This is a genomic window from Alloalcanivorax gelatiniphagus, assembly GCF_005938655.1.
GTDB classification, from domain to species: domain Bacteria; phylum Pseudomonadota; class Gammaproteobacteria; order Pseudomonadales; family Alcanivoracaceae; genus Alloalcanivorax; species Alloalcanivorax gelatiniphagus.
The window spans coordinates 109,598-127,455 of sequence record NZ_VCQT01000044.1 but is presented as its reverse complement, the minus strand read 5'-3'; the positions used below and the strand labels follow the sequence as shown (position 1 = coordinate 127,455).

Annotated in this window: 16 protein-coding genes; 10 read left to right on the top strand and 6 right to left on the bottom strand. The window is 65.1% G+C overall.

The genetic code is table 11. The features are described from left to right. Window positions 1–306: 306 nt before the first annotated feature. Window positions 307–645, top strand: a complete 339-nt coding sequence (gene glnK / locus FGS76_RS14750) for a P-II family nitrogen regulator (protein WP_067612559.1) — start codon at window positions 307–309, stop codon at window positions 643–645. 70 nt (window positions 646–715) lie between these two features. Beyond that, entirely contained in the window at window positions 716–1,975 is a 1,260-nt protein-coding gene (locus tag FGS76_RS14745) for an ammonium transporter (protein ID WP_138773407.1), read from the top strand. A 595-nt stretch (window positions 1,976–2,570) separates the two neighbouring features. Here the strand turns inward: FGS76_RS14745 and FGS76_RS14740 are convergent. Together FGS76_RS14740 and FGS76_RS14735 are read right to left on the bottom strand one after the other, a co-directional pair. Next, on the bottom strand, window positions 2,571–3,323 hold the full coding sequence (locus FGS76_RS14740; protein WP_138773406.1) for an SDR family oxidoreductase: 753 nt from the start codon (window positions 3,321–3,323) through the stop codon (window positions 2,571–2,573). A 13-nt stretch (window positions 3,324–3,336) separates the two neighbouring features. Beyond that, window positions 3,337–4,014 (bottom strand): histidine phosphatase family protein, encoded by a 678-nt coding sequence (locus FGS76_RS14735; protein ID WP_138773405.1) that lies wholly within the window; start codon window positions 4,012–4,014, stop codon window positions 3,337–3,339. Between the two features lie 89 nt (window positions 4,015–4,103). On the opposite strand from FGS76_RS14735, the gene FGS76_RS14730 reads away from it, so the two are divergent. Further along, window positions 4,104–5,030 (top strand): LysR family transcriptional regulator, encoded by a 927-nt coding sequence (locus tag FGS76_RS14730; protein WP_138773404.1) that lies wholly within the window; start codon window positions 4,104–4,106, stop codon window positions 5,028–5,030. A gap of 277 nt (window positions 5,031–5,307) precedes the next feature. On the opposite strand, the gene FGS76_RS14725 is transcribed toward FGS76_RS14730, so the two are convergent. Next, the gene (locus FGS76_RS14725; RefSeq protein WP_138773403.1) at window positions 5,308–5,808 is read right to left on the bottom strand and encodes a winged helix-turn-helix transcriptional regulator; all 501 of its coding nucleotides are present in this window, start codon (window positions 5,806–5,808) and stop codon (window positions 5,308–5,310) included. Window positions 5,809–5,898: 90 nt separating this feature from the next. Between FGS76_RS14725 and FGS76_RS14720 the strand changes: the two genes are divergently transcribed. Both FGS76_RS14720 and FGS76_RS14715 read left to right on the top strand, forming a co-directional pair. Then, window positions 5,899–6,624 (top strand): SDR family oxidoreductase, encoded by a 726-nt coding sequence (locus tag FGS76_RS14720; protein ID WP_138773402.1) that lies wholly within the window; start codon window positions 5,899–5,901, stop codon window positions 6,622–6,624. Between the two features lie 29 nt (window positions 6,625–6,653). After that, window positions 6,654–7,250 (top strand): 2-hydroxychromene-2-carboxylate isomerase, encoded by a 597-nt coding sequence (locus tag FGS76_RS14715; RefSeq protein ID WP_138773401.1) that lies wholly within the window; start codon window positions 6,654–6,656, stop codon window positions 7,248–7,250. Between the two features lie 89 nt (window positions 7,251–7,339). Here the strand turns inward: FGS76_RS14715 and speE are convergent, their stop codons facing one another. Beyond that, window positions 7,340–8,197, bottom strand: coding sequence for a polyamine aminopropyltransferase (speE, locus tag FGS76_RS14710; RefSeq protein ID WP_138773400.1), 858 nt, complete (start codon window positions 8,195–8,197; stop codon window positions 7,340–7,342). Between the two features lie 126 nt (window positions 8,198–8,323). On the opposite strand from speE, the gene speA reads away from it, so the two are divergent. From speA to betA, 4 genes are all read left to right on the top strand, one after another. Next, the gene (gene speA, locus FGS76_RS14705) at window positions 8,324–10,201 is read left to right on the top strand and encodes a biosynthetic arginine decarboxylase (RefSeq protein ID WP_138773399.1); all 1,878 of its coding nucleotides are present in this window, start codon (window positions 8,324–8,326) and stop codon (window positions 10,199–10,201) included. Between the two features lie 5 nt (window positions 10,202–10,206). Continuing rightward, window positions 10,207–10,659, top strand: a complete 453-nt coding sequence (locus FGS76_RS14700) for a DUF4112 domain-containing protein (RefSeq protein ID WP_138773398.1) — start codon at window positions 10,207–10,209, stop codon at window positions 10,657–10,659. A 257-nt stretch (window positions 10,660–10,916) separates the two neighbouring features. Further along, a complete protein-coding gene (gene betT, locus FGS76_RS14695) occupies window positions 10,917–12,971 on the top strand; it encodes a choline BCCT transporter BetT (RefSeq protein WP_138773397.1) in 2,055 nt (684 codons plus the stop codon). A 3-nt stretch (window positions 12,972–12,974) separates the two neighbouring features. Continuing rightward, entirely contained in the window at window positions 12,975–14,681 is a 1,707-nt protein-coding gene (gene betA, locus FGS76_RS14690) for a choline dehydrogenase (protein WP_138773396.1), read from the top strand. Here betA and betB read toward each other — a convergent pair. Both betB and FGS76_RS14680 read right to left on the bottom strand, forming a co-directional pair. Next, on the bottom strand, window positions 14,675–16,138 hold the full coding sequence (gene betB / locus FGS76_RS14685) for a betaine-aldehyde dehydrogenase (RefSeq protein ID WP_138773395.1): 1,464 nt from the start codon (window positions 16,136–16,138) through the stop codon (window positions 14,675–14,677). The two genes, betA and betB, sit on opposite strands and share 7 nt — an antisense overlap. A 43-nt stretch (window positions 16,139–16,181) precedes the next feature. Next, the gene (locus FGS76_RS14680) at window positions 16,182–16,835 is read right to left on the bottom strand and encodes a 2-thiouracil desulfurase family protein (RefSeq protein WP_138773394.1); all 654 of its coding nucleotides are present in this window, start codon (window positions 16,833–16,835) and stop codon (window positions 16,182–16,184) included. A gap of 39 nt (window positions 16,836–16,874) precedes the next feature. Here FGS76_RS14680 and FGS76_RS14675 point away from each other — a divergent pair, with 39 nt between their 5' ends. After that, on the top strand, window positions 16,875–17,846 hold the full coding sequence (locus tag FGS76_RS14675) for a 2-hydroxyacid dehydrogenase (RefSeq protein WP_138773393.1): 972 nt from the start codon (window positions 16,875–16,877) through the stop codon (window positions 17,844–17,846). Window positions 17,847–17,858: the final 12 nt, after the last annotated feature.

Below are 17,858 nucleotides of genomic sequence, written 5' to 3'. Positions count from 1 at the left end.
ATTTGCGGGTCGGGCTGAATGAGGTCCGATGGTAGCATGACGGCGGCTTTGCGGAGCACCGCATCGGCGTGCACTATTTTGGGGTGCGCCCCAAAACAGTGCTCCATATTGCCGCGGTCGACCCGGCAGGATGCCAGGATCCAGGTTCCAACCCTCTGAAAATGCGTGACTTTTTAAAACTGGCATGGGTCGTGCAGAAAACGGGCTAGAGCGTTCGATCATGTGGACGGATCGGGAACCAAAGCGGGGCCTGAAACCCGGCGAACGCGTCAACGGACGCAGCATAAGCGTTTGAAGGAGATAGAAATGAAACTGGTTACAGCCATCATCAAGCCGTTCAAATTGGACGACGTGCGTGAAGCACTGTCCGAGATCGGCGTCCAGGGCATCACCGTTACCGAGGTGAAGGGCTTCGGGCGTCAGAAAGGGCACACCGAGCTCTACCGCGGCGCGGAATACGTGGTCGATTTCCTGCCCAAGGTAAAGATTGAAGTGGCCATCGCGGAAGCCAGCCTGGATCAAGTGATCGAAGCCATCACCAAGGCGGCCAACACCGGGAAAATTGGCGACGGTAAGATTTTCGTCACCACCCTGGAGCAGGCCATTCGTATCCGCACCGGCGAGACCGGCGAGGACGCGATCTAAGTCAAGCAACGTGTAAAACGACCCATGCCAAGGTCCTGATCACGCTTCCAAATTCTCGGAGGGTTGCAACGTGGAAAATCAAATTTTCGAGCTTCAGTACGCCATCGACACCTTTTATTTCCTGGTGTGTGGCGCGCTGGTAATGTGGATGGCCGCCGGCTTCGCCATGCTTGAGGCGGGTCTGGTGCGTGCCAAGAACACCACTGAAATTCTTACCAAGAACGTGGCGCTGTATGCCATTGCCTGCATCATGTACCTGGTGTGCGGCTACGCCATCATGTACGACGGCGGCATCTTCCTGAACGGCATTGAGTCCTTCGATCTGGCCGGCGTGCTGGCGGATTCCGCCTCCAACGGCTTCGACGGCGACTCCGTGTACTCCACGGCGTCTGACTTCTTCTTCCAGGTGGTGTTCGTGGCCACCGCCATGTCCATCGTCTCCGGTGCCGTGGCCGAACGGATGAAGCTGTGGGCGTTCCTGGCGTTCGCCGTGGTGATGACCGGTTTCATCTACCCGATGGAAGGCTCCTGGACCTGGAACGGTGCCGACGTGTTCGGCATGTACAACCTGGGCGACCTGGGCTTCTCCGACTTCGCCGGCTCCGGCATCGTGCACATGGCCGGCGCTTCCGCCGCCCTGGCCGGTGTGCTGCTGCTCGGCCCGCGTAAAGGCAAATACGGCCCCAACGGCCAGATCCACGCGATCCCCGGCGCCAACCTGCCGCTGGCTACCCTGGGTACCTTCATCCTGTGGATGGGCTGGTTCGGCTTCAACGGTGGTTCCGTGCTGAAACTGGGCGACGCCGCCAATGCTCACTCCGTGGCCATGGTGTTCCTGAACACCAACGCCGCCGCCGCCGGTGGCGCCGTGGCCGCCCTGATCGTCGGTCGCTTCCTGTTCGGCAAGGCCGACCTGACCATGCTGCTCAACGGCGCCCTGGCCGGTCTGGTGACCATCACCGCCGAGCCGTCCACGCCCACCGCCCTGACCGCCACGCTGTTCGGTGCCATGGGTGGCGTGCTGGTGGTGTTCAGCATCATCGCCCTGGACAAGATGAAGATCGACGATCCGGTCGGTGCCATCTCCGTGCACGGTGTGGTCGGTCTGCTGGGTCTGCTGCTGGTGCCCTTCACCAACGACGGCTCCACCTTCGTCGGTCAGATCGTCGGCGCCATCACCATCTTCGTGTGGGTGTTCGTGGCCAGCCTGATCGTCTGGGGCGTGCTCAAGGCGGTGGTCGGTATCCGTGTCAGCGAAGAGGAAGAGTACGAAGGCATGGACCTGATCGACTGCGGGATGGAAGCCTACCCGGAATTCGTGAAAAGCTGATTCTGTTTCCTTCCTTGGAACAAAGCTGGGCGCCTTCGGGCGCCCTTTTTTATGGCCGCAAGCCGGGACTACCGTAGGAGCGGCTTCAGCCGCGAAGAAGTTGGCACCGCCGGGATCGCGACTAAAGTCGCTCCTACAGGGTTTATCGCCGACCCAGGTCGGGTGTGTTGTAGGAGCGGCTTCAGCCGCGAAGAAGATGGCACCGGGCCGGATCGCGACTAAAGTCGCTCCTACAGGGTTTGTCGCCGACGCAGGTCGGGGTGTTGTAGGAGCGGCTTCAGCCGCGAAGAAGTTGGCACCGGCCGGATCGCGACTAAAGTCGCTCCTACAGGGTTTATCGTCGGCGCAGGTTGGGTGTGTTGTAGGAGCGGCTTCAGCCGCGATGAAGTTGGCACCGGCCGGATCGCGACTAAAGTCGCTCCTACAGGGTTTATCGCCGGCGCAGGTCGGGGTGTTGTAGGAGCGGCTTCAGCCGCGATGAAGATGGCACCGCCCGGATCGCGACTAAAGTCGCTCCTACAGGGTTTGTCGCCGGCGCAGGTCGGGGTGTTGTAGGAGCGGCTTCAGCCGCGATGAAGATGGCACTGGGCCGGCATCAGGTCATGCGGCGGACCAGCGACAGGGGCAGCACCCGCATGGCGAAGCCCAGCGGCGCCCAGGGCCAGGACGGCACATAGGCCTTGGCCGGCTCCTTCTCGATGGCGGCCACCAGGGCCCGGCAGCCGGTCTCGGTGTCCACCATGAACGGCGCCTTCTCCACCTTCTCGTTGATTTCCGAGCGGATATAGCCGGGGTAGATGGTGCTCACCTTGATCGGCTTGCCCAGCATCTCCATGCGCAACCCTTCCGCCAGGCTGGCCACGCCGGCTTTGGTGGCGGCGTAGGTGTTGATGTTCTTGCGCATGCCGCGCATGGCGCTCATCGACGACATCATTACCAGATGGCCGTCGTTCTGGGCCCGGAAGATTTCCATGGCCGCCTCGCACTGGGCCAGGGCCGCCACGAAGTTGGTTTCGGCGGTCTGCCGGTTGGCGTGGAAATAGCCGGTGCCCAGCGGCTGGCCCTTGCCCAGGCCGGCATTGACGATCACCCGGTCCAGGCGGCCCAGCTCCCGCTGGAAGCCCTGGAACACCTCGAACACCCGGTCGTAATCGTTCACATCCAGCGGCTGGATCGCCACGGTGATGGCGGGGTTGATCGCCAGCAGTTCATCACGCAGCGCTTCCAGCCGGTCCAGGCGCCGGGCGCACAGGGCCAGATTGCGTCCCTTGGCGGCGAACAGGCGGGCCATGCCGGCCCCCAGGCCGGAACTGGCGCCGGTGATCAGAATGTTGGCGCGGGTGGTCATCGGGCAATCCTCTTTAGCGGTAGGTCAGCAGGTCTCCGCTCAGATGCAGGTGCTCGTTGAGCGTGGCCAGCCGCAGCCGGCCGGTGTTCACCAGCAACCGCGTTACGCTGGTATTGATCAGCCCCCGATTGAAGGTGATCAGGGCTTCGTCGTCCAGCCCGAGCAGGTGCTGGATCGCCACGCTGATGGCGCCGCCGGAGGTGAACACCAGAGCGCTGTCGCCCTTCTCCAGGCCGTTGCCCAGACTGTAAAGGGACGCCAGCACCCGCTCGCGGAACGCCGGCCAGCTCTCCGGGTACTGATCCTCGCCCCGTTGCCAGCGCCGCAGTGCTTCCTCGAAGCGCGCCTGAAAGGCGCGGCGCGGCTGGGCCTGTTCGGCCATCCAGCCCGCCACCACGGCCCGGTCCCGGGACTCCGGCCAGTGCACCTGCATCAAGCTCTGGTGATCATACTCATTAAAGCCGGGATCAGTGTGCCATTCCCGTGGCAGGTCCAGGGCACCGAGGGCGGCGTCGGCGGTTTCCCGGTGCCGCCGCATGGCGCCGCACAGCACCCTGGGGGCGCCCAGGTTCTGCTCGCGCAGATGGCGGCCCAGCACCCGGCTCTGTTCCCAACCCAGATCCGACAGGGCGTCGTAATTCTCCGCGCCAAAGCTGGCCTGGCCGTGACGGATCAAGTAGATAACCGGCATGAGGACTCCTGATGTGCTGCTTGACCTCATGCTAGGGAGCGGTTTTGAATAAATCGAATGAATCTTGGAAATAATCTGGAATAAATCCCATGCATGTATCGCGCTTCGATCTGAACCTGTTCGTGGTCTTCGACGCCATCTACACCGAGGGCTCCCTGACCCGGGCCGCGCGGGTGCTCAACCTGACCCAGCCGGCGGTGAGCCATGCGCTGGGGCGCCTGCGGGAACGGCTGGACGACCCGCTGTTCGTGCGCCAGGGCGCGCGTATGGTGCCCACCAGCCGGGCCCGGGCCATGGTCACGCCGGTGCGCCATGCCCTCGGTGGCCTGCAGCGGTGCCTCAGCGACGAGGGCGGCTTCGATGTGGACGAGGCGGAGCGCACCTTCGTGCTGGGGCTGCGCGATGGCCTGGAAGGCTGCCTGCTGCCGCCGTTGCTGGCCGGGCTGGTGGACGAGGCTCCGGGGGTGAAGCTGCAATCGATGACGGTGGCGCGCCGGCAACTGGCCACCGAACTGGCCAGCGGCCGGCTCGACATGGCCGCCGATATTCTGCTGCCGCTGCCGGAGGCCATCGAGCACCGGCCGATCATGAGCGGCCCGCTGGTGGTGCTGATGCGCCAGGGCCATCCGCTGGTGGGCAAGCTGGACCTGCCCGCCTATCTGGCCGCCCAGCACGTGCTGGTGTCGTCCCGCCGGGAGGGCCCGGGGATGGAGGATTTCGGTCTTTCACGGCTGGGCTACCGGCGCAATATCCGCCTGCGCTGCCAGCACCACATGGCGGCCCTGGCCACGGTGATGGGCACCGACCTGCTGCTCACCCTGCCGGGGCTGCTGGCGCGGCAACTGGCGCCGGCGGGCAGCCATCTGGAACCCCTGCCGGCGGAGGTGCCGGGTCTGGAACTGCATCTTTACTGGCACCGGGATCAGAGCGCCGACCCGGGCCACAGCTGGTTGCGTCAGCGGGTGATGGCGATGCTGGCGGAGCAGCAAATCAATGACTTGAAAGATGGCGTCTGAGCGGCGCCGGCGGCGGAAGGTGATGACGATATCTTCGTAGTGCCTTGACGAGTGCTTCACGCCTTCGCCTGATTGCGTGAAGGCGGCCCCGGGAGCAGGATCAAAATTGTGAACAATTTCACATTTTGGCTGTAAAAAAATATGCGTAAAAATTCCCGGGGGGGACCCAAAGTGAGCTTGCCGAAAGAACTGGCACATGTGGATTGGAATGCGGTGACGCGTCGGGCGCTGTTGGTTGTGGTGCTCGGTGTGCTGGCCTGTTCCCTGGCCATTATCGTCAGCGGCTGACGTCTTCCACGTCAACACCGGCTTCCACCAGAGCCTCATCGCCAAACGCCGGATTTTGCCGCACCCGCAGGTCCCGCGGCCCCACCGCCTCACCGCAGGCGGTGCAGGTAAGTTGTGCCTGAAACCGCTCGCCACAATCACGGTGCTCATGAATCAGCGGCGCCCCGCGCCCGTCGGCCAGATAGCGGTCGCCCCACTGCACCAGGTGCACGATCACCGGATGCAGGGCGAGCCCCTGTTCCGTGAGCCGGTATTCCTCGCGGCGCGGGCGTTCCTGATAGGGCGTTTTCTTCAGTACACCGTTTTCCACCAGCTTGCGCAGACGATCACTGAGCACATGCCGGGTTACCCCCAGCCGGCTCTGAAAGTGTTCGAAGCGGCGCACGCCCAGAAAGCAATCGCGCAGCACCAGTAAGGTCCAGCGGTCGCCGATCACGGCGAGACTGCGTGCCAGGGAGCAGGGTTGCTGATCCAGTTCTTGCCAGCGCACGGGTGCCTCCAGTTGATCCTTTGTGCCAGTGTACGGGTTTGACAGGTTCCAAAAAAGAACCCACCATCCGGATACCCACAGGAGACCGCCATGTCCGCCCCCGCCATGCTGGTAATCGGTGCCGGTGACGCCACCGGTGGCGCCATTGCCCGACGCTTCGCCCGAGAGGGCTACACCGCCTGCGTGACCCGCCGCCATGAAGAGGCGCTGGCGCCGCTGCTGGCGGCCATCGAGGCCGAGGGCGGACGGGCCCGGGGCTTCGGCTGCGATGCCCGCGACGAAGCCCAGATGGTGGCGCTGTTCGACACCATCGAGGAGCAGGTGGGGCCGCTGGAGGCGGTGGTCTTCAACATTGGCGCCAATGTGAACTTTCCGATCCGCGACACCAGCGCCCGGGTGTACCGCAAGGTCTGGGAAATGGCCGCCTTCGCCGGCTTCCTGACCGGCCGGGAAGCGGCGCGGGTGATGGTGCCACGGCAGCGCGGCACGCTGATCTTCACCGGCGCCACCGCGTCGCTGCGCGGCGGCAAGGGCTTCAGCGCCTTCGCCGGCGCCAAGTTCGCGCTGCGCGCCCTGGCCCAGAGCCTGGCGCGGGAGCTGGGCCCGGAGGGCATCCATGTGGCCCATCCGGTGATCGACGGTGCCATCGACACCGCCTTTATCCGCGATAATTTTCCGGACCGCTACGCGCTCAAGGACCGGGACGGCATTCTCGATCCGGAGCACATCGCCGACCAATACTGGATGCTGCACAGCCAGCCCCGGGACGCCTGGACCCACGAGCTGGACCTGCGGCCCTGGATGGAAACCTTCTGACTCCCCACCGCCAACCGCGAGGACACCCGATGAGCCAGACCCTGGAGTTTTTCTTCGACGTGGGCAGCCCGGCCTCCTACCTGGCCTGGACCCAGGCGCCGGCCCTGGCGGCGCGCACCGACGCCACCCTGCGTTACCGGCCGATGCTGCTGGGCGGGGTGTTCAAGGCCACCGGCAATGCCTCACCGGCGGCGGTGCCGGCCAAGGGCCGCTACAGCCGCCACGACATGCAGCGCTTCGCGCGGTGCTACGGCGTCACCCTGACCATGAACCCCCATTTTCCGGTCAACACCCTGATGTGCATGCGGCTGGCCACGGCGGCGCTGGACAGCGACCAGCACGACACCATGCTGCGGGCCCTGTTCGAGGGATTGTGGTTGCGGGAGCGGGACCTGTCGGACCCGGAGGTGCTGGGCCGGACCCTGGCGGAAGCCGGCCTGGACGCGGAACACTGGGCGGCCCGCGCCCAGACGCCGGCGGTGAAGGACGCGCTCAAGGCGACCACCGAGGAAGCGGTGGCGCGCGGCGTGTTCGGCGCGCCCACCTTCTTTGTCGGCGAGGAGATGTTCTTCGGGCAGGACCGGATGGACTTTGTTGAAGCGACGTTGAGTGGTTACTCAATCTGACCCGCCAGGCGGGTGATCGCGGCTGAAGCCGCTCCCACGGATTCCCGTACCCCCCCCCCAGGGTTTTGTAGGAGCGGCTTCAGCCGCGATTACTGAAGAACATCCTGCATGAACGGCGGCAGCACCAGCGCCGCCTTGTGAATGTCGGCGCTGTAATAGCGGGTGGCGAAGTCGCGGCCGGCGGCATCGCTGGCGCGGAACTCGCCCACGTCGTGGTTCTTGCCCGCCAGGGTGCAGCTCCACCAGCCGCTGGGATAGACCGGCTGCGGGAACGGCAGGGTGCGGGTGTGGCTGAAACCGGCCTCGCGCATATTGTCGTGCAGGTCGCGGATAATGGTATCGGTGTGCAGCAGCGGCGACTCGGATTGCTGCACCAGCACGCCGCCGTCCGCCAGGGCGCGGTGGCAGTGCCGGAAGAACTCGGCCTTGAACAGTCCCTCCGCCGGGCCCACCGGATCGGTGGAATCGACGATGATCACGTCGAAACGCTCCGCCTCGCACTCCTGCATGAACTTGACGCCGTCCTCGAAGCGCAGCTCGGCGCGGGGATCGTCGTTGGATTCACACAGCTCCGGGAAGTACTTCTCTGAAAAGCGGGTGACCTGCTCGTCGATATCGATCTGGATGGCGCTGGCCACGCCGCCATGGCGCAGCACCTCGCGCAGGGTGCCACAGTCGCCACCGCCGATGATCAGGACATTGCGGGCGCCGGCGTGGCTGAACAGCGCCGGATGGGCCATCATCTCGTGATAGAGAAAATTGTCCCGGGTGGTCAGCATGGTGGCGCCGTCGATGGTCATCAGGTAGCCGAAGGTTTCGGTGTCCCACATCTCGATGTGCTGGTAGGGGGTGCGCGCCTCCTCCAGCTTGCCCTTCAGGCGCAGCCCGAAGGCGGTGCCGGCGGAGTCGAAATGTTCGATGAACCAGTTATCGTCTTGGTTAGCCATGGCAAGAAATCCGCTGCGTTAAAGACCGGCATTGTACGGTGGCAAGGATGATTTGCCAGCGTCCGAGCAGGCATAATGCCGGTATCCGTTTCACAACCCCATAGACCCGCCGCCGAAGGAAAGCCCATGAGTCAGACCGCCACCCCGTTCGACGCCATCTACAACGTGGATCGCTGGGGGGACGGCTATTTCCGGATCGGCGCCGATGGCCATCTGCGGGTCCGTCCCCAGGGCGGCGAAGGCGGCGAGGCGACCCTGGAGGCGGTGCTCGCCGCCTGCCGCGCCGCCGGCCTGCGCACCCCGGTACTGGCCCGTTTCTCCGGCATTCTGCGTGACCGGGTGCGACGCCTGGCCGGGGCGTTCCGCGATGCCATCCAGGATCAGAACTACCGTGGCCACTACACGCCGGTGTACCCGATCAAGGTCAACCAGCAGCGCCGGGTGGTGCACGAGATTCTGCGCGCCCGGGAGGAAGGCGAACGGGTCGGCCTGGAGGCCGGCTCCAAGCCGGAACTGCTGGCGGTGCTGGCGCTCTCCAATCCCGGCGACACGGTGGTCTGCAACGGCTACAAGGACCGCGAGTACCTGCGGCTGGCACTGATGGGCGAGAAGCTCGGTTTTCAGGTGCAGATCGTGGTGGAGAAGCTGTCCGAGCTGCCCATGCTGCTGGAGGAGGCGGAAGCCCTGGAAGTGGCCCCGCGCATCGGCCTGCGGGTGCGGCTGATGAGCATCGGCAAGGGCAACTGGCAGAACACCGGCGGCGAGAAGTCCAAGTTCGGGCTCAGCGCGCCGCAGCTGATCGAGGCGGTGGAGCACTGCCGCCGGGCCGGCAAGCTGGATTGCCTGCGCATGCTGCACTTCCACCTCGGTTCGCAGATCGCCAATATCCAGGACATCAAGGCGGGCATGCGCGAAGCGGCCCGCTACTACACCGAATTGCGCGGCCTCGGCGCGGCCCTGGACACGGTGGACGTGGGCGGCGGCCTGGGCGTGGACTATGAAGGCACCCACTCGCGCTCCTACTGCTCGATGAACTACAACCTGGCGGACTACGCCTGGCACATCGTCCACACCCTGACCGAGCAGTGCGCCCGCCACGATCTGCCCGAGCCGCACCTGATCTCCGAATCCGGCCGGGCGCTCACCGCCCACCACGCGGTGCTGCTGCTCAACATCACCGATGAGGAGCGGCTGTCGGCGGCGCCGGTGGCGGAGCCCGGCGACGATGCCTGCATCGAATTGCGCGAGCTGTGGCGGCTGAACGGCCTGCTGGAGGCCGGCGGCGTCAATCTGCTGGAGGTGCACCCGGAACTGGTGGGGGCCTGGCAGGACCTGCACCGGCGCTATCTCAACGGCGAACTGGACATCCGTGGGCGCGCCGCCGGCGAACAGCTCTATATCAACGGCCTGCTGACGCTGCGCGACCGGCTCGATCCGCGCCGCCGCCAGCAGCGCGACCTGCTCGACCGGCTGAACGAACTGCTGGCGGACAAGCTGTTCGTGAACTTCTCCGTGTTCCAGTCGGTGCCGGATGTGTGGGGCATCGATCAGGTGTTCCCGATCCTGCCGCTGTCCGGTCTGGACCAGCCCGCCACCCGGCGCGGCGTGCTGCAGGACATTACCTGTGACTCCGATGGCCGCATCGACCAGTACGTGGACGGCGAAGGGGTGGAGGCCACCCTGCCGTTGCCGGAAACCCTGAACGGCCATCTGGCCATCTTCATGGTCGGGGCCTACCAGGAAATCCTCGGCGACATGCACAATCTGTTCGGCGACACCGACTCGGTGGATGTGAATCTCAACCCAAGCGGCGAGATCGAGTTGACCCACGCGATCCAGGGCGACACCGTGAGTTCGGTGCTGCGCTATGTGAATTTCGATCCGGAACGGTTGCTCGCCACCCTGGAGCAGCGCTGCCACCAATCGCAGCTGCGCGACGATGAGCGCCAGCGCTTTCTCGGTGAGATCCGCGACGGGCTCGCCGGCTACACCTACCTGGAATAATGCCGATGGACGAACAACGCCGGGCCCGCCAGGAAGCGGTGCTGCAACGACTGGACCGGTTCAGCCGGTTCACCGACTCCAGCCTCCGCATTCCCTTTACCCGCTTCGAGCTGGGCGCCGAGGCGCTGATCGGACTGATTCCCGGCATCGGCGACCTGGCCGGTTTGCTGCTGGCCTGCTACGTGCTGGTGGAAGCGCGCCGCGCCGGTGCCAGCGGCACCACCCAGCGGCGCATGGTGCGCAATATGTTGATCGATTTCGTGGGTGGCCTGGTGCCGGTGGTGGGCGACGCCTTCGACGCCATCTACAAGGCCAATACCCGCAACACCCGGCTGCTGCGCGAGGAGCTGCTGCGTGAGCTGGGGCGGGAACAGAAAAAGCCTTTCCCGTGGGGCACGCTGGTGGGGCTGTCGCTGCTGTTCGGCGTGCTCACGCTGGCGCTGCTGGCGTTGCTGTAAGCGCCGCACCGGCACCCGGTTTTATTCCGTTCCGCCGCTGAAGGTGAACCTCGTTGCATCTTCACGGCGCGGTAAAATGCTGTAACAGTTTCCTGGTTTCATTTTTCTCCGCACCGGTTCTACCGAATACTCCTTGAGTGAACGACACGATTCGGAATGGCCCATGGGTCCGCCGGTGAGTTCGCCATCATTCATGCCTCCCCGGCCGGCTTTTCGGATCACCTTGAACGATAAGCTTGCCACTCAAGGAGCACTGGATGAGCACGACTTCTTCCTCGGACACCGGTCCGCTGGACCGGCAGGATGGTATCAATCCCCTGGTCTTTTACGGCTCGGTCATCGTTATCGTGCTGTTTTCGTTGTGGGCCATGTTTTTCACCGAGTCCGCCAGCGCGGTGATCTACGGCATTCTCGCCTGGATCTCCAACAGCTTCGGCTGGTTCTATTTTCTCGCCGTGGTGGCGTATCTGGTATTCGTCATCGCCATCGCCTTTTCCCGTTACGGCTCCATCAAACTGGGGCCGGACCACGCCGAACCGGAATTCAATATCGTCACCTGGGCGGCCATGCTGTTTTCCGCCGGCATCGGTATTGATCTGATTTTCTATTGCATCGTCGAGCCGGTAACCCAGTTCCTGCAGCCCCCGGTGGGGGAGGGCGGCAGCGTGGAAGCCGCCCGCGAAGCCATGAAGATCACCTTCCTGCACTGGGGTCTGTCCGGCTGGGGCATCTATACGCTGGTGGGCATGTCACTGGCGTTTTTCAGTTATCGCCACGGCCTGCCGTTGACCATCCGTTCGGCGCTCTACCCGATTTTCGGCAAGCGCATCTACGGTGGCGTGGGCAACGCGGTGGACATCGCCGCGGTGCTCGGCACCGTGTTCGGCGTGGCCACCAGCCTGGGCATCGGCATCATCCAGCTCAACTTCGGCCTGAACTATATGTTCGGCGTTCCGGAAAGCACGCTCACCCAGGCGATCCTGGCCACCACCATCGTGGTGTTCGCCGCCATCTCGGCGGTCACCGGGGTCGACAAGGGCATCCGCCGTCTGTCCGAATTCAATATTCTGCTGGCGGTGCTGTTGATGGTGTTCGTGTTGATCGCCGGGGATACCCGCTTTCTGCTGGACGCCCTGGTCATGAACGTGGGCGACTACCTGGCCGGCTTCGTGCCCATGTCGTTCGACACCTATGCCTTTGATCCGCCCCAGGACTGGCTCAACACCTGGACGGTGTTTTTCTGGGCCTGGTGGATCGCCTGGGGGCCGTTCGTGGGCCTGTTCCTGGCGCGTATTTCCCGGGGCCGCACCATTCGCACCTTCGTGGCCGGCACTCTGATTCTGCCGCTCACCTTCATGATGGTGTGGATGTCGGTGATGGGGAACTCCGCCATCGACCTGGTGATGAACGGCGCCACCGAATTCGGCCAGGAGGCGGTGGGCAATCCGGGGTCGGCGATCTACCTGTTCCTGGAAAACCTGCCCTGGGTGTGGGTCACCACCGTGGTGGTGACGGTGCTGGCCATCGTGTTCTTCGTCACTTCCGGCGACTCCGGCTCCCTGGTGCTGTCCAACCTGACCTGTTTTATCCGCGACCCGAGCAACGACGCGCCGGCCTGGATGCGTGTGGTGTGGGCGGCGGTGATCGGCGTCGTCACCCTGGCGTTGTTGTCCACCGACGGGCTTGAGGCCCTGCAAAGCGCGGTGGTGATCATGGGCCTGCCGTTCGCCTTCGTGCTGTTTTTGATCATGATCGGCCTGTTCAAGGCGCTCAAGGTGGAAGGCATGAAAGTGGCCAGCAGCCGCGACGCTCTTGCCGGGCACCTGTCCGCGCGTACCAGCTCGCCGCGCGGTCACACCAACTGGACCCACCGCCTGGGCCGGGCGATCAGCTTCCCCAGCCAGAAACAGATGCGCCAGTTCCTCGATGAGGTGGCGGCGCGGGCGTTCGCCGACGTGAAATCCGCGCTGGCGGAAAAGGGCCACCACGCGGAGGTGGTACGGGGTGAAGGCGACCAGGAGCATCTGTCGTTCAACGTGGACCTGGGTGGCGAGGAAGACTTTACCTACCAGCTCTGGCCCCGTGCCTGTGCCATGCCGTCGTTCTCGATTCGCGCCCAGAGCAGCCGCGCGGTGTATTACCGCGTGGAGGTGCACCTGCGCGAAGGCGGTCTTGGTTATGACGTGATGGGCTACACCCACGATCAGTTGATCGAGGATGTGGTGGACCATTTCGAAAGTCACTTGCAGTACCTGCATCTGCGCCGCGAAACCGCCTCCGGCGGTGCCTCCGACGTGCGCGGCGAGGAGTGATCGATGAGCGAAACATCCTTTGATGAAATGTTCGACTATGTGATCGTTGGCGCCGGTTCCGCCGGCGCGGTGCTCGCCAACCGGCTTTCGGAAAGCGGCGAACACACCGTGCGCGTGCTGGAGTACGGCGGCAGCGACCGCTCCATCTTTATCCGCATGCCCACCGCGTTTTCCATTCCCATGAACATGAAGCGCTATAACTGGGGCTTTGAATCCGAGCGCGAACCCGGCCTCAAGGGGCGCCGGATTCACCAGGCCCGGGGCAAGGTGCTGGGCGGCTCTTCCTCGATCAACGGGCTTGCCTATGTGCGCGGTAACGCCGGCGATTTCGAGGAATGGGTGGAACGGGGCGCCGAGGGCTGGAGCTATCAGGAGGTGCTGCCTTACTTCAAGCGCGCGGAAGACTGTGTTTATGGAGCCGATGCCTACCGGGGCGACCAGGGTGGCCTCACCACCTGTAACGGCAACAATATGGAAAACCCGCTCTACCGGGCCTTTATTGAAGCCGGCGAGCAGGCCGGCTACGGGCGCACCGAGGATTACAACGGCTACCGCCAGGAAGGCTTCTGCCGCATGGACATGACGGTGCGCGACGGCGTGCGCTGCTCCACGGCGGTGGCCTACCTGAAGCCGGCCATGTCGCGCCCCAATCTGGACATCCAAACCCATGCCCTGACCACCCGGGTGATCATGGAAGGCAAGAAAGCGGTGGGGGTGGAATATCTGCAGGGAGGGCGCACCCGGCGGGTGGGCGCGCGCCGCGAGGTGATTCTGTCCGCCAGCGCCTTCAACTCGCCGAAACTGCTGATGCTGTCCGGCATCGGCCCGGCGCAGCACCTCAAATCCCACGGCATCGAGGTGGTCCATGACCTGCCCGGCGTGGGCCAGAACCTGCAGGACCATCTGGAAGTGTGGGTGCAGCAGGAATGCACCCAGAAGATCACGCTCAATGCCTGGCTGGGGCCGCTGGCCAAGGCCTGGATCGGCGCCAACTGGCTGTTCCTGAAACGGGGGCTGGGCACGTCCAACCAGTTTGAATCGAATGGCTACATTCGCAGCCGGGCGGGGCTGAAATACCCGGACCTGCAATACCATTTTCTGGCCGGCGCCATCGCCTATGACGGCTCCAGTGCCTTCAAGGGCCACGGCTTCCAGGTGCACCTGGGCGCCAACAAACCGAAGAGCCGGGGCTGGGTGAAACTGCAATCCGCCAACGCCGAGGACCCGCCGGAAATCGTCTTCAACTATTTGTCCGAGGAAGCGGACAAGGAGGCGTTCCGCTCCGGCCTGCGTCTGACCCGGGAAATCTTCTCCCAGCCGGCGCTGGACCCCTACCGGGGCCGGGAAGTGTCACCGGGGCCGGAGGTGAACAGCGACGCGGAGATCGACGAATGGCTGGCGGAGACCGCCGAAACCGCCTATCACCCGGCGGGCTCCTGCCGCATGGGTACCGATTCCATGGCGGTGGTGGACCCGCAATGCCGGGTGCACGGCGTGGCCAACCTGCGGGTGGTGGATTCCTCCATCATGCCCACCGTGACCAACGGCAATTTGAACGCGCCCACCATTATGATCGGCGAAAAAGGCGCGGATCATATTCTCGGCCGCGAGCCGTTGCGCAGTGACGCGCCCAGCTTCGCGCCGGAGCAATGGCAATGGCGCCAGCGGCTGGGCACGCCCCGGCGCCGTGGCCCGGACGACTTTCAGTAAGGCGCTTCCACGTCGCCCTTCGCCACGTACACGGTTTTCAGCCGGGTATAGTGTTCGAAGGCGCGGCGGCTGTTTTCCTTACCGATACCGGATTGCTTGAACCCCCCGAACGGCATTTCGATGGGGGTGATGTTGTAGTGGTTGATCCACACGATGCCGGCGTCCAGATTGGCGGCCATGCGGTGGCCGCGATCCAGGTCGCGGGTGAACACGCCGCCGGCCAGCCCGAACGGGGTGGCGTTGGCGCGGGCGGTGACTTCCTGCTCATCACGGAAGGTGAGCAGCGACAGCACCGGGCCAAAAATTTCCTCGCGCACGATGGTCATATCGTCGCTGAGCCCGTCGAACACGGTGGGCTCCACGAAGTGGCCGTTCTCGCAGCCCGGCACCCGGGCGCGCTCGCCGCCGATCAGTACCTGGCCGCCTTCCTCCCGGCCCTTTTCGATGTAGGACAGCACGTGCTCCATATGGCCCTGGCTGATCAACGGCCCCACATCGGTGTCCGGGTCCTGGGGATTGCCCAGCCGCAGGGCCCGGGTCCGTGACAGCAGCTTTTCCACGAAGGCGTCGCGCACGCTTTCCTGCACGAACACCCGGGTGCCGTTGGTGCAGATCTGTCCCTGGGTGAAGAAGTTGCCGAGCAGCGCGCCGGACACCGCGTTGTCCAGGTCCGCGTCCTCGAACACGATCAGCGGCGACTTGCCACCCAGCTCCAGGGTCACCGCTTTGAGCGAGTCGGAGGCGGACCGCATCACCGCCTTGCCGGTGCCCACCTCGCCGGTCAGCGACACCTTGGCGATGCGCGGATGGCCGGTGAGCGCCTGGCCGGTTTCCGCGAAGCCCTGCACCACATTGAACACGCCGTCGGGCAGCCCGGCTTCCTTGAACAGCTCCGCCAGCCGCAGCGCCGACAGCGGTGTCAGCTCCGCCGGTTTGAAAATCATGGCGTTGCCGGCGGCCAGCGCCGGCGCCGATTTCCAGGCGGCGATCTGCAACGGGTAGTTCCAGGCGCCGATGCCGGCGCACACGCCCAGCGGTTCCGGCCGGGTATAGAAGAAGCCGCCGTCCACTTCCTGGTATTCACCCTGCAGGGAGGACGCCTGCCCGGCGAAGTATTCGAGGCAGTCGGCGGCGGAATCCACGTCCGCTTCCGGGGTTTCCGCGATTGGCTTGCCGGCGTCCAGGGACTCCAGGTGCGCCAGTTCGTCCCGGTGTTCGCGCAGCAACCAGGCGGTGCGCATCAGCACCCGGCCCCGGGCGGTGCCGTCCAGGGCGCGCCATTCACGCAGGCCCTGCTCGGCGGCGTTCACCGCCCGCTCCACATCCTCGTCCCCGGCGATGGCCACCCGGCAGATCACCTGGCCGTCGGCGGGGTTCAGGGTATCGAAGAATTCACCGGCGGTGCCCTGTTGGTATTGGCCGCCGATCCATAACAGCCGGTCTTTTTGTCGCTCCATAAAAGCCTTACCTCGCAAGCCGTGGAAGAGGGAAGCCCGCCGGTCAGAGGGAAGCGCCGGCGAGCCGGTCGAGAAAGCGTTGGGTACCGGACAACAAGGGTTCGTCGAGCTGACCGCTGCGGGCACGCAGGGAGGTCAGCGCCTCGACGCCTCCGGTACGCCAATGGTGGTGACAGAACACCCGCAACACAAACGCCTGGGCGAACAGCGGCGCGTCCAGATCGGTGTCGTTGGCCATGGGCAGATGCGGGTGGCGGCGCGCCAGGGCGCCGGCGAAGGCGCCGTCGCCGAGGGCGACCGGGCGGCCCTGTTGATCGTGCACCGGGGTGGTGCCGAGACCGCAGCTGGGCGAACGGCTCTTTACCACGAAGCCGCTGAGCGGTGCGTCCAGGGCATTGGCCTGGTCGGCCAGGGCATCGGTAAGATCCCGGTGGGGTGGTGCGACCGGGTACACCCGCCGGGCGCCCTCCCGCTCCACCACCTGGATCGGAGGCCGGGGCACCGGCAGGCCGGCGGCCACCTCCGGGCACACTTCCACCAGCCGCACCAGACCGGCCAGTTCATCGTGCACCCGGGCGTGGCGGCGGTGGCCGCCGTCGTAGCGTACCGGTTTGCCCATCAGGCAGGCGCTGACCCCCACCACCGGTCGATCGGCGTCGGCGGCAAAGCCCATTTCCTGCAGCAAATCCGGTAGCATGGGTCTCCCCTGCTCATCACCGAAGGCGATGGTGTTTTCATGAAAGGCGTTATTCTCGACAGTCAAACCCTGAAGCTCGAAGAACTGGATTTCTCGGCTCTGGAACAGCAACTGTCACACTGGACATACTACGAGCAAACCGGCCCGGACGCTGTAAAAAACCGTTTGCAAGGCGTCACCGTGGCGGTCACCAACAAGGTGGTGATCGACGCGGAAACGCTGGCGGCGGCGCCGGATCTCAAGCTGATCTGCATCTCCGCCACCGGCATCAACAACGTGGATCTGGAGGCGGCCCGCCGCCAGGGCGTGGTGGTCTGCAACGTCAGTGGCTATGGCACCGAAACCGTGGCCCAGCACACCCTGGCGCTGATGCTCGGCCTGGCCACCCGCTGGCACCAGTACGACCGGGAGGCCCGTCAGGCCTGGCCGCGCTCGCCCATGTTCTGTCGCATGGACTTTCCGGTTTTCGATCTCCATGGCAAGACGCTGGGGCTGATCGGCCATGGCGATCTGGGGCGCCGGGTGCAGGCGCTGGCGGAAGCGTTCGGCATGAAGGTGCTGGTGGCCCGCTCGCTGCGGCCGGGAGCCAGGGACGAGCCCGGCCGCGTGCCCCTGGAGGAACTGCTGGCCCGCTGCGACCTGATCAGCCTGCACTGCCCGCTGACCCCGCAGACCGACAAGCTGGTGAACGCGGAGTTTCTGGCCGCCATGAAACCCGGCGCCGGCCTGATCAATACCGCCCGTGGCGGTCTGGTGGATGAGCCGGCTCTGGCCCGGGCGCTGCGCGGCGGCACCCTGGGCGGCGCCGCCCTGGACGTGCTCAGCCAGGAGCCGCCGGCGGCGGACCACCCGCTGCTGGCGGATGACCTGCCCAACCTGATCCTCACCCCACACAGCGCCTGGGTGAGCCGCGAGTCCCGTCAGCGCCTGCTGGACGGGGTGGTGAGCAATCTGCGGGCCTGGAAAAACGGGCGGCCGGAGAACGTGGTCAACGGCCTGACCAGCGCCTGAACGGCCATCACC

Excerpts from the sequence above, each read along its gene's own strand:
- speE (WP_138773400.1), bottom strand. The coding sequence starts at position 8,197 with ATGGCTAACCAAGACGATAACTGGTTCATCGAACATTTCGACTCCGCC.
- FGS76_RS14740 (WP_138773406.1), bottom strand. The coding sequence starts at position 3,323 with ATGACCACCCGCGCCAACATTCTGATCACCGGCGCCAGTTCCGGCCTG.
- FGS76_RS14675 (WP_138773393.1), top strand. The coding sequence starts at position 16,875 with ATGAAAGGCGTTATTCTCGACAGTCAAACCCTGAAGCTCGAAGAACTG.
- FGS76_RS14700 (WP_138773398.1), top strand. The coding sequence starts at position 10,207 with ATGGACGAACAACGCCGGGCCCGCCAGGAAGCGGTGCTGCAACGACTG.
- FGS76_RS14735 (WP_138773405.1), bottom strand. The coding sequence starts at position 4,014 with ATGCCGGTTATCTACTTGATCCGTCACGGCCAGGCCAGCTTTGGCGCG.
- betB (WP_138773395.1), bottom strand. The coding sequence starts at position 16,138 with ATGGAGCGACAAAAAGACCGGCTGTTATGGATCGGCGGCCAATACCAA.
- glnK (WP_067612559.1), top strand. The coding sequence starts at position 307 with ATGAAACTGGTTACAGCCATCATCAAGCCGTTCAAATTGGACGACGTG.
- betA (WP_138773396.1), top strand. The coding sequence starts at position 12,975 with ATGAGCGAAACATCCTTTGATGAAATGTTCGACTATGTGATCGTTGGC.
- betT (WP_138773397.1), top strand. The coding sequence starts at position 10,917 with ATGAGCACGACTTCTTCCTCGGACACCGGTCCGCTGGACCGGCAGGAT.
- FGS76_RS14720 (WP_138773402.1), top strand. The coding sequence starts at position 5,899 with ATGTCCGCCCCCGCCATGCTGGTAATCGGTGCCGGTGACGCCACCGGT.
- speA (WP_138773399.1), top strand. The coding sequence starts at position 8,324 with ATGAGTCAGACCGCCACCCCGTTCGACGCCATCTACAACGTGGATCGC.
- FGS76_RS14680 (WP_138773394.1), bottom strand. The coding sequence starts at position 16,835 with ATGCTACCGGATTTGCTGCAGGAAATGGGCTTTGCCGCCGACGCCGAT.
- FGS76_RS14715 (WP_138773401.1), top strand. The coding sequence starts at position 6,654 with ATGAGCCAGACCCTGGAGTTTTTCTTCGACGTGGGCAGCCCGGCCTCC.
- FGS76_RS14730 (WP_138773404.1), top strand. The coding sequence starts at position 4,104 with ATGCATGTATCGCGCTTCGATCTGAACCTGTTCGTGGTCTTCGACGCC.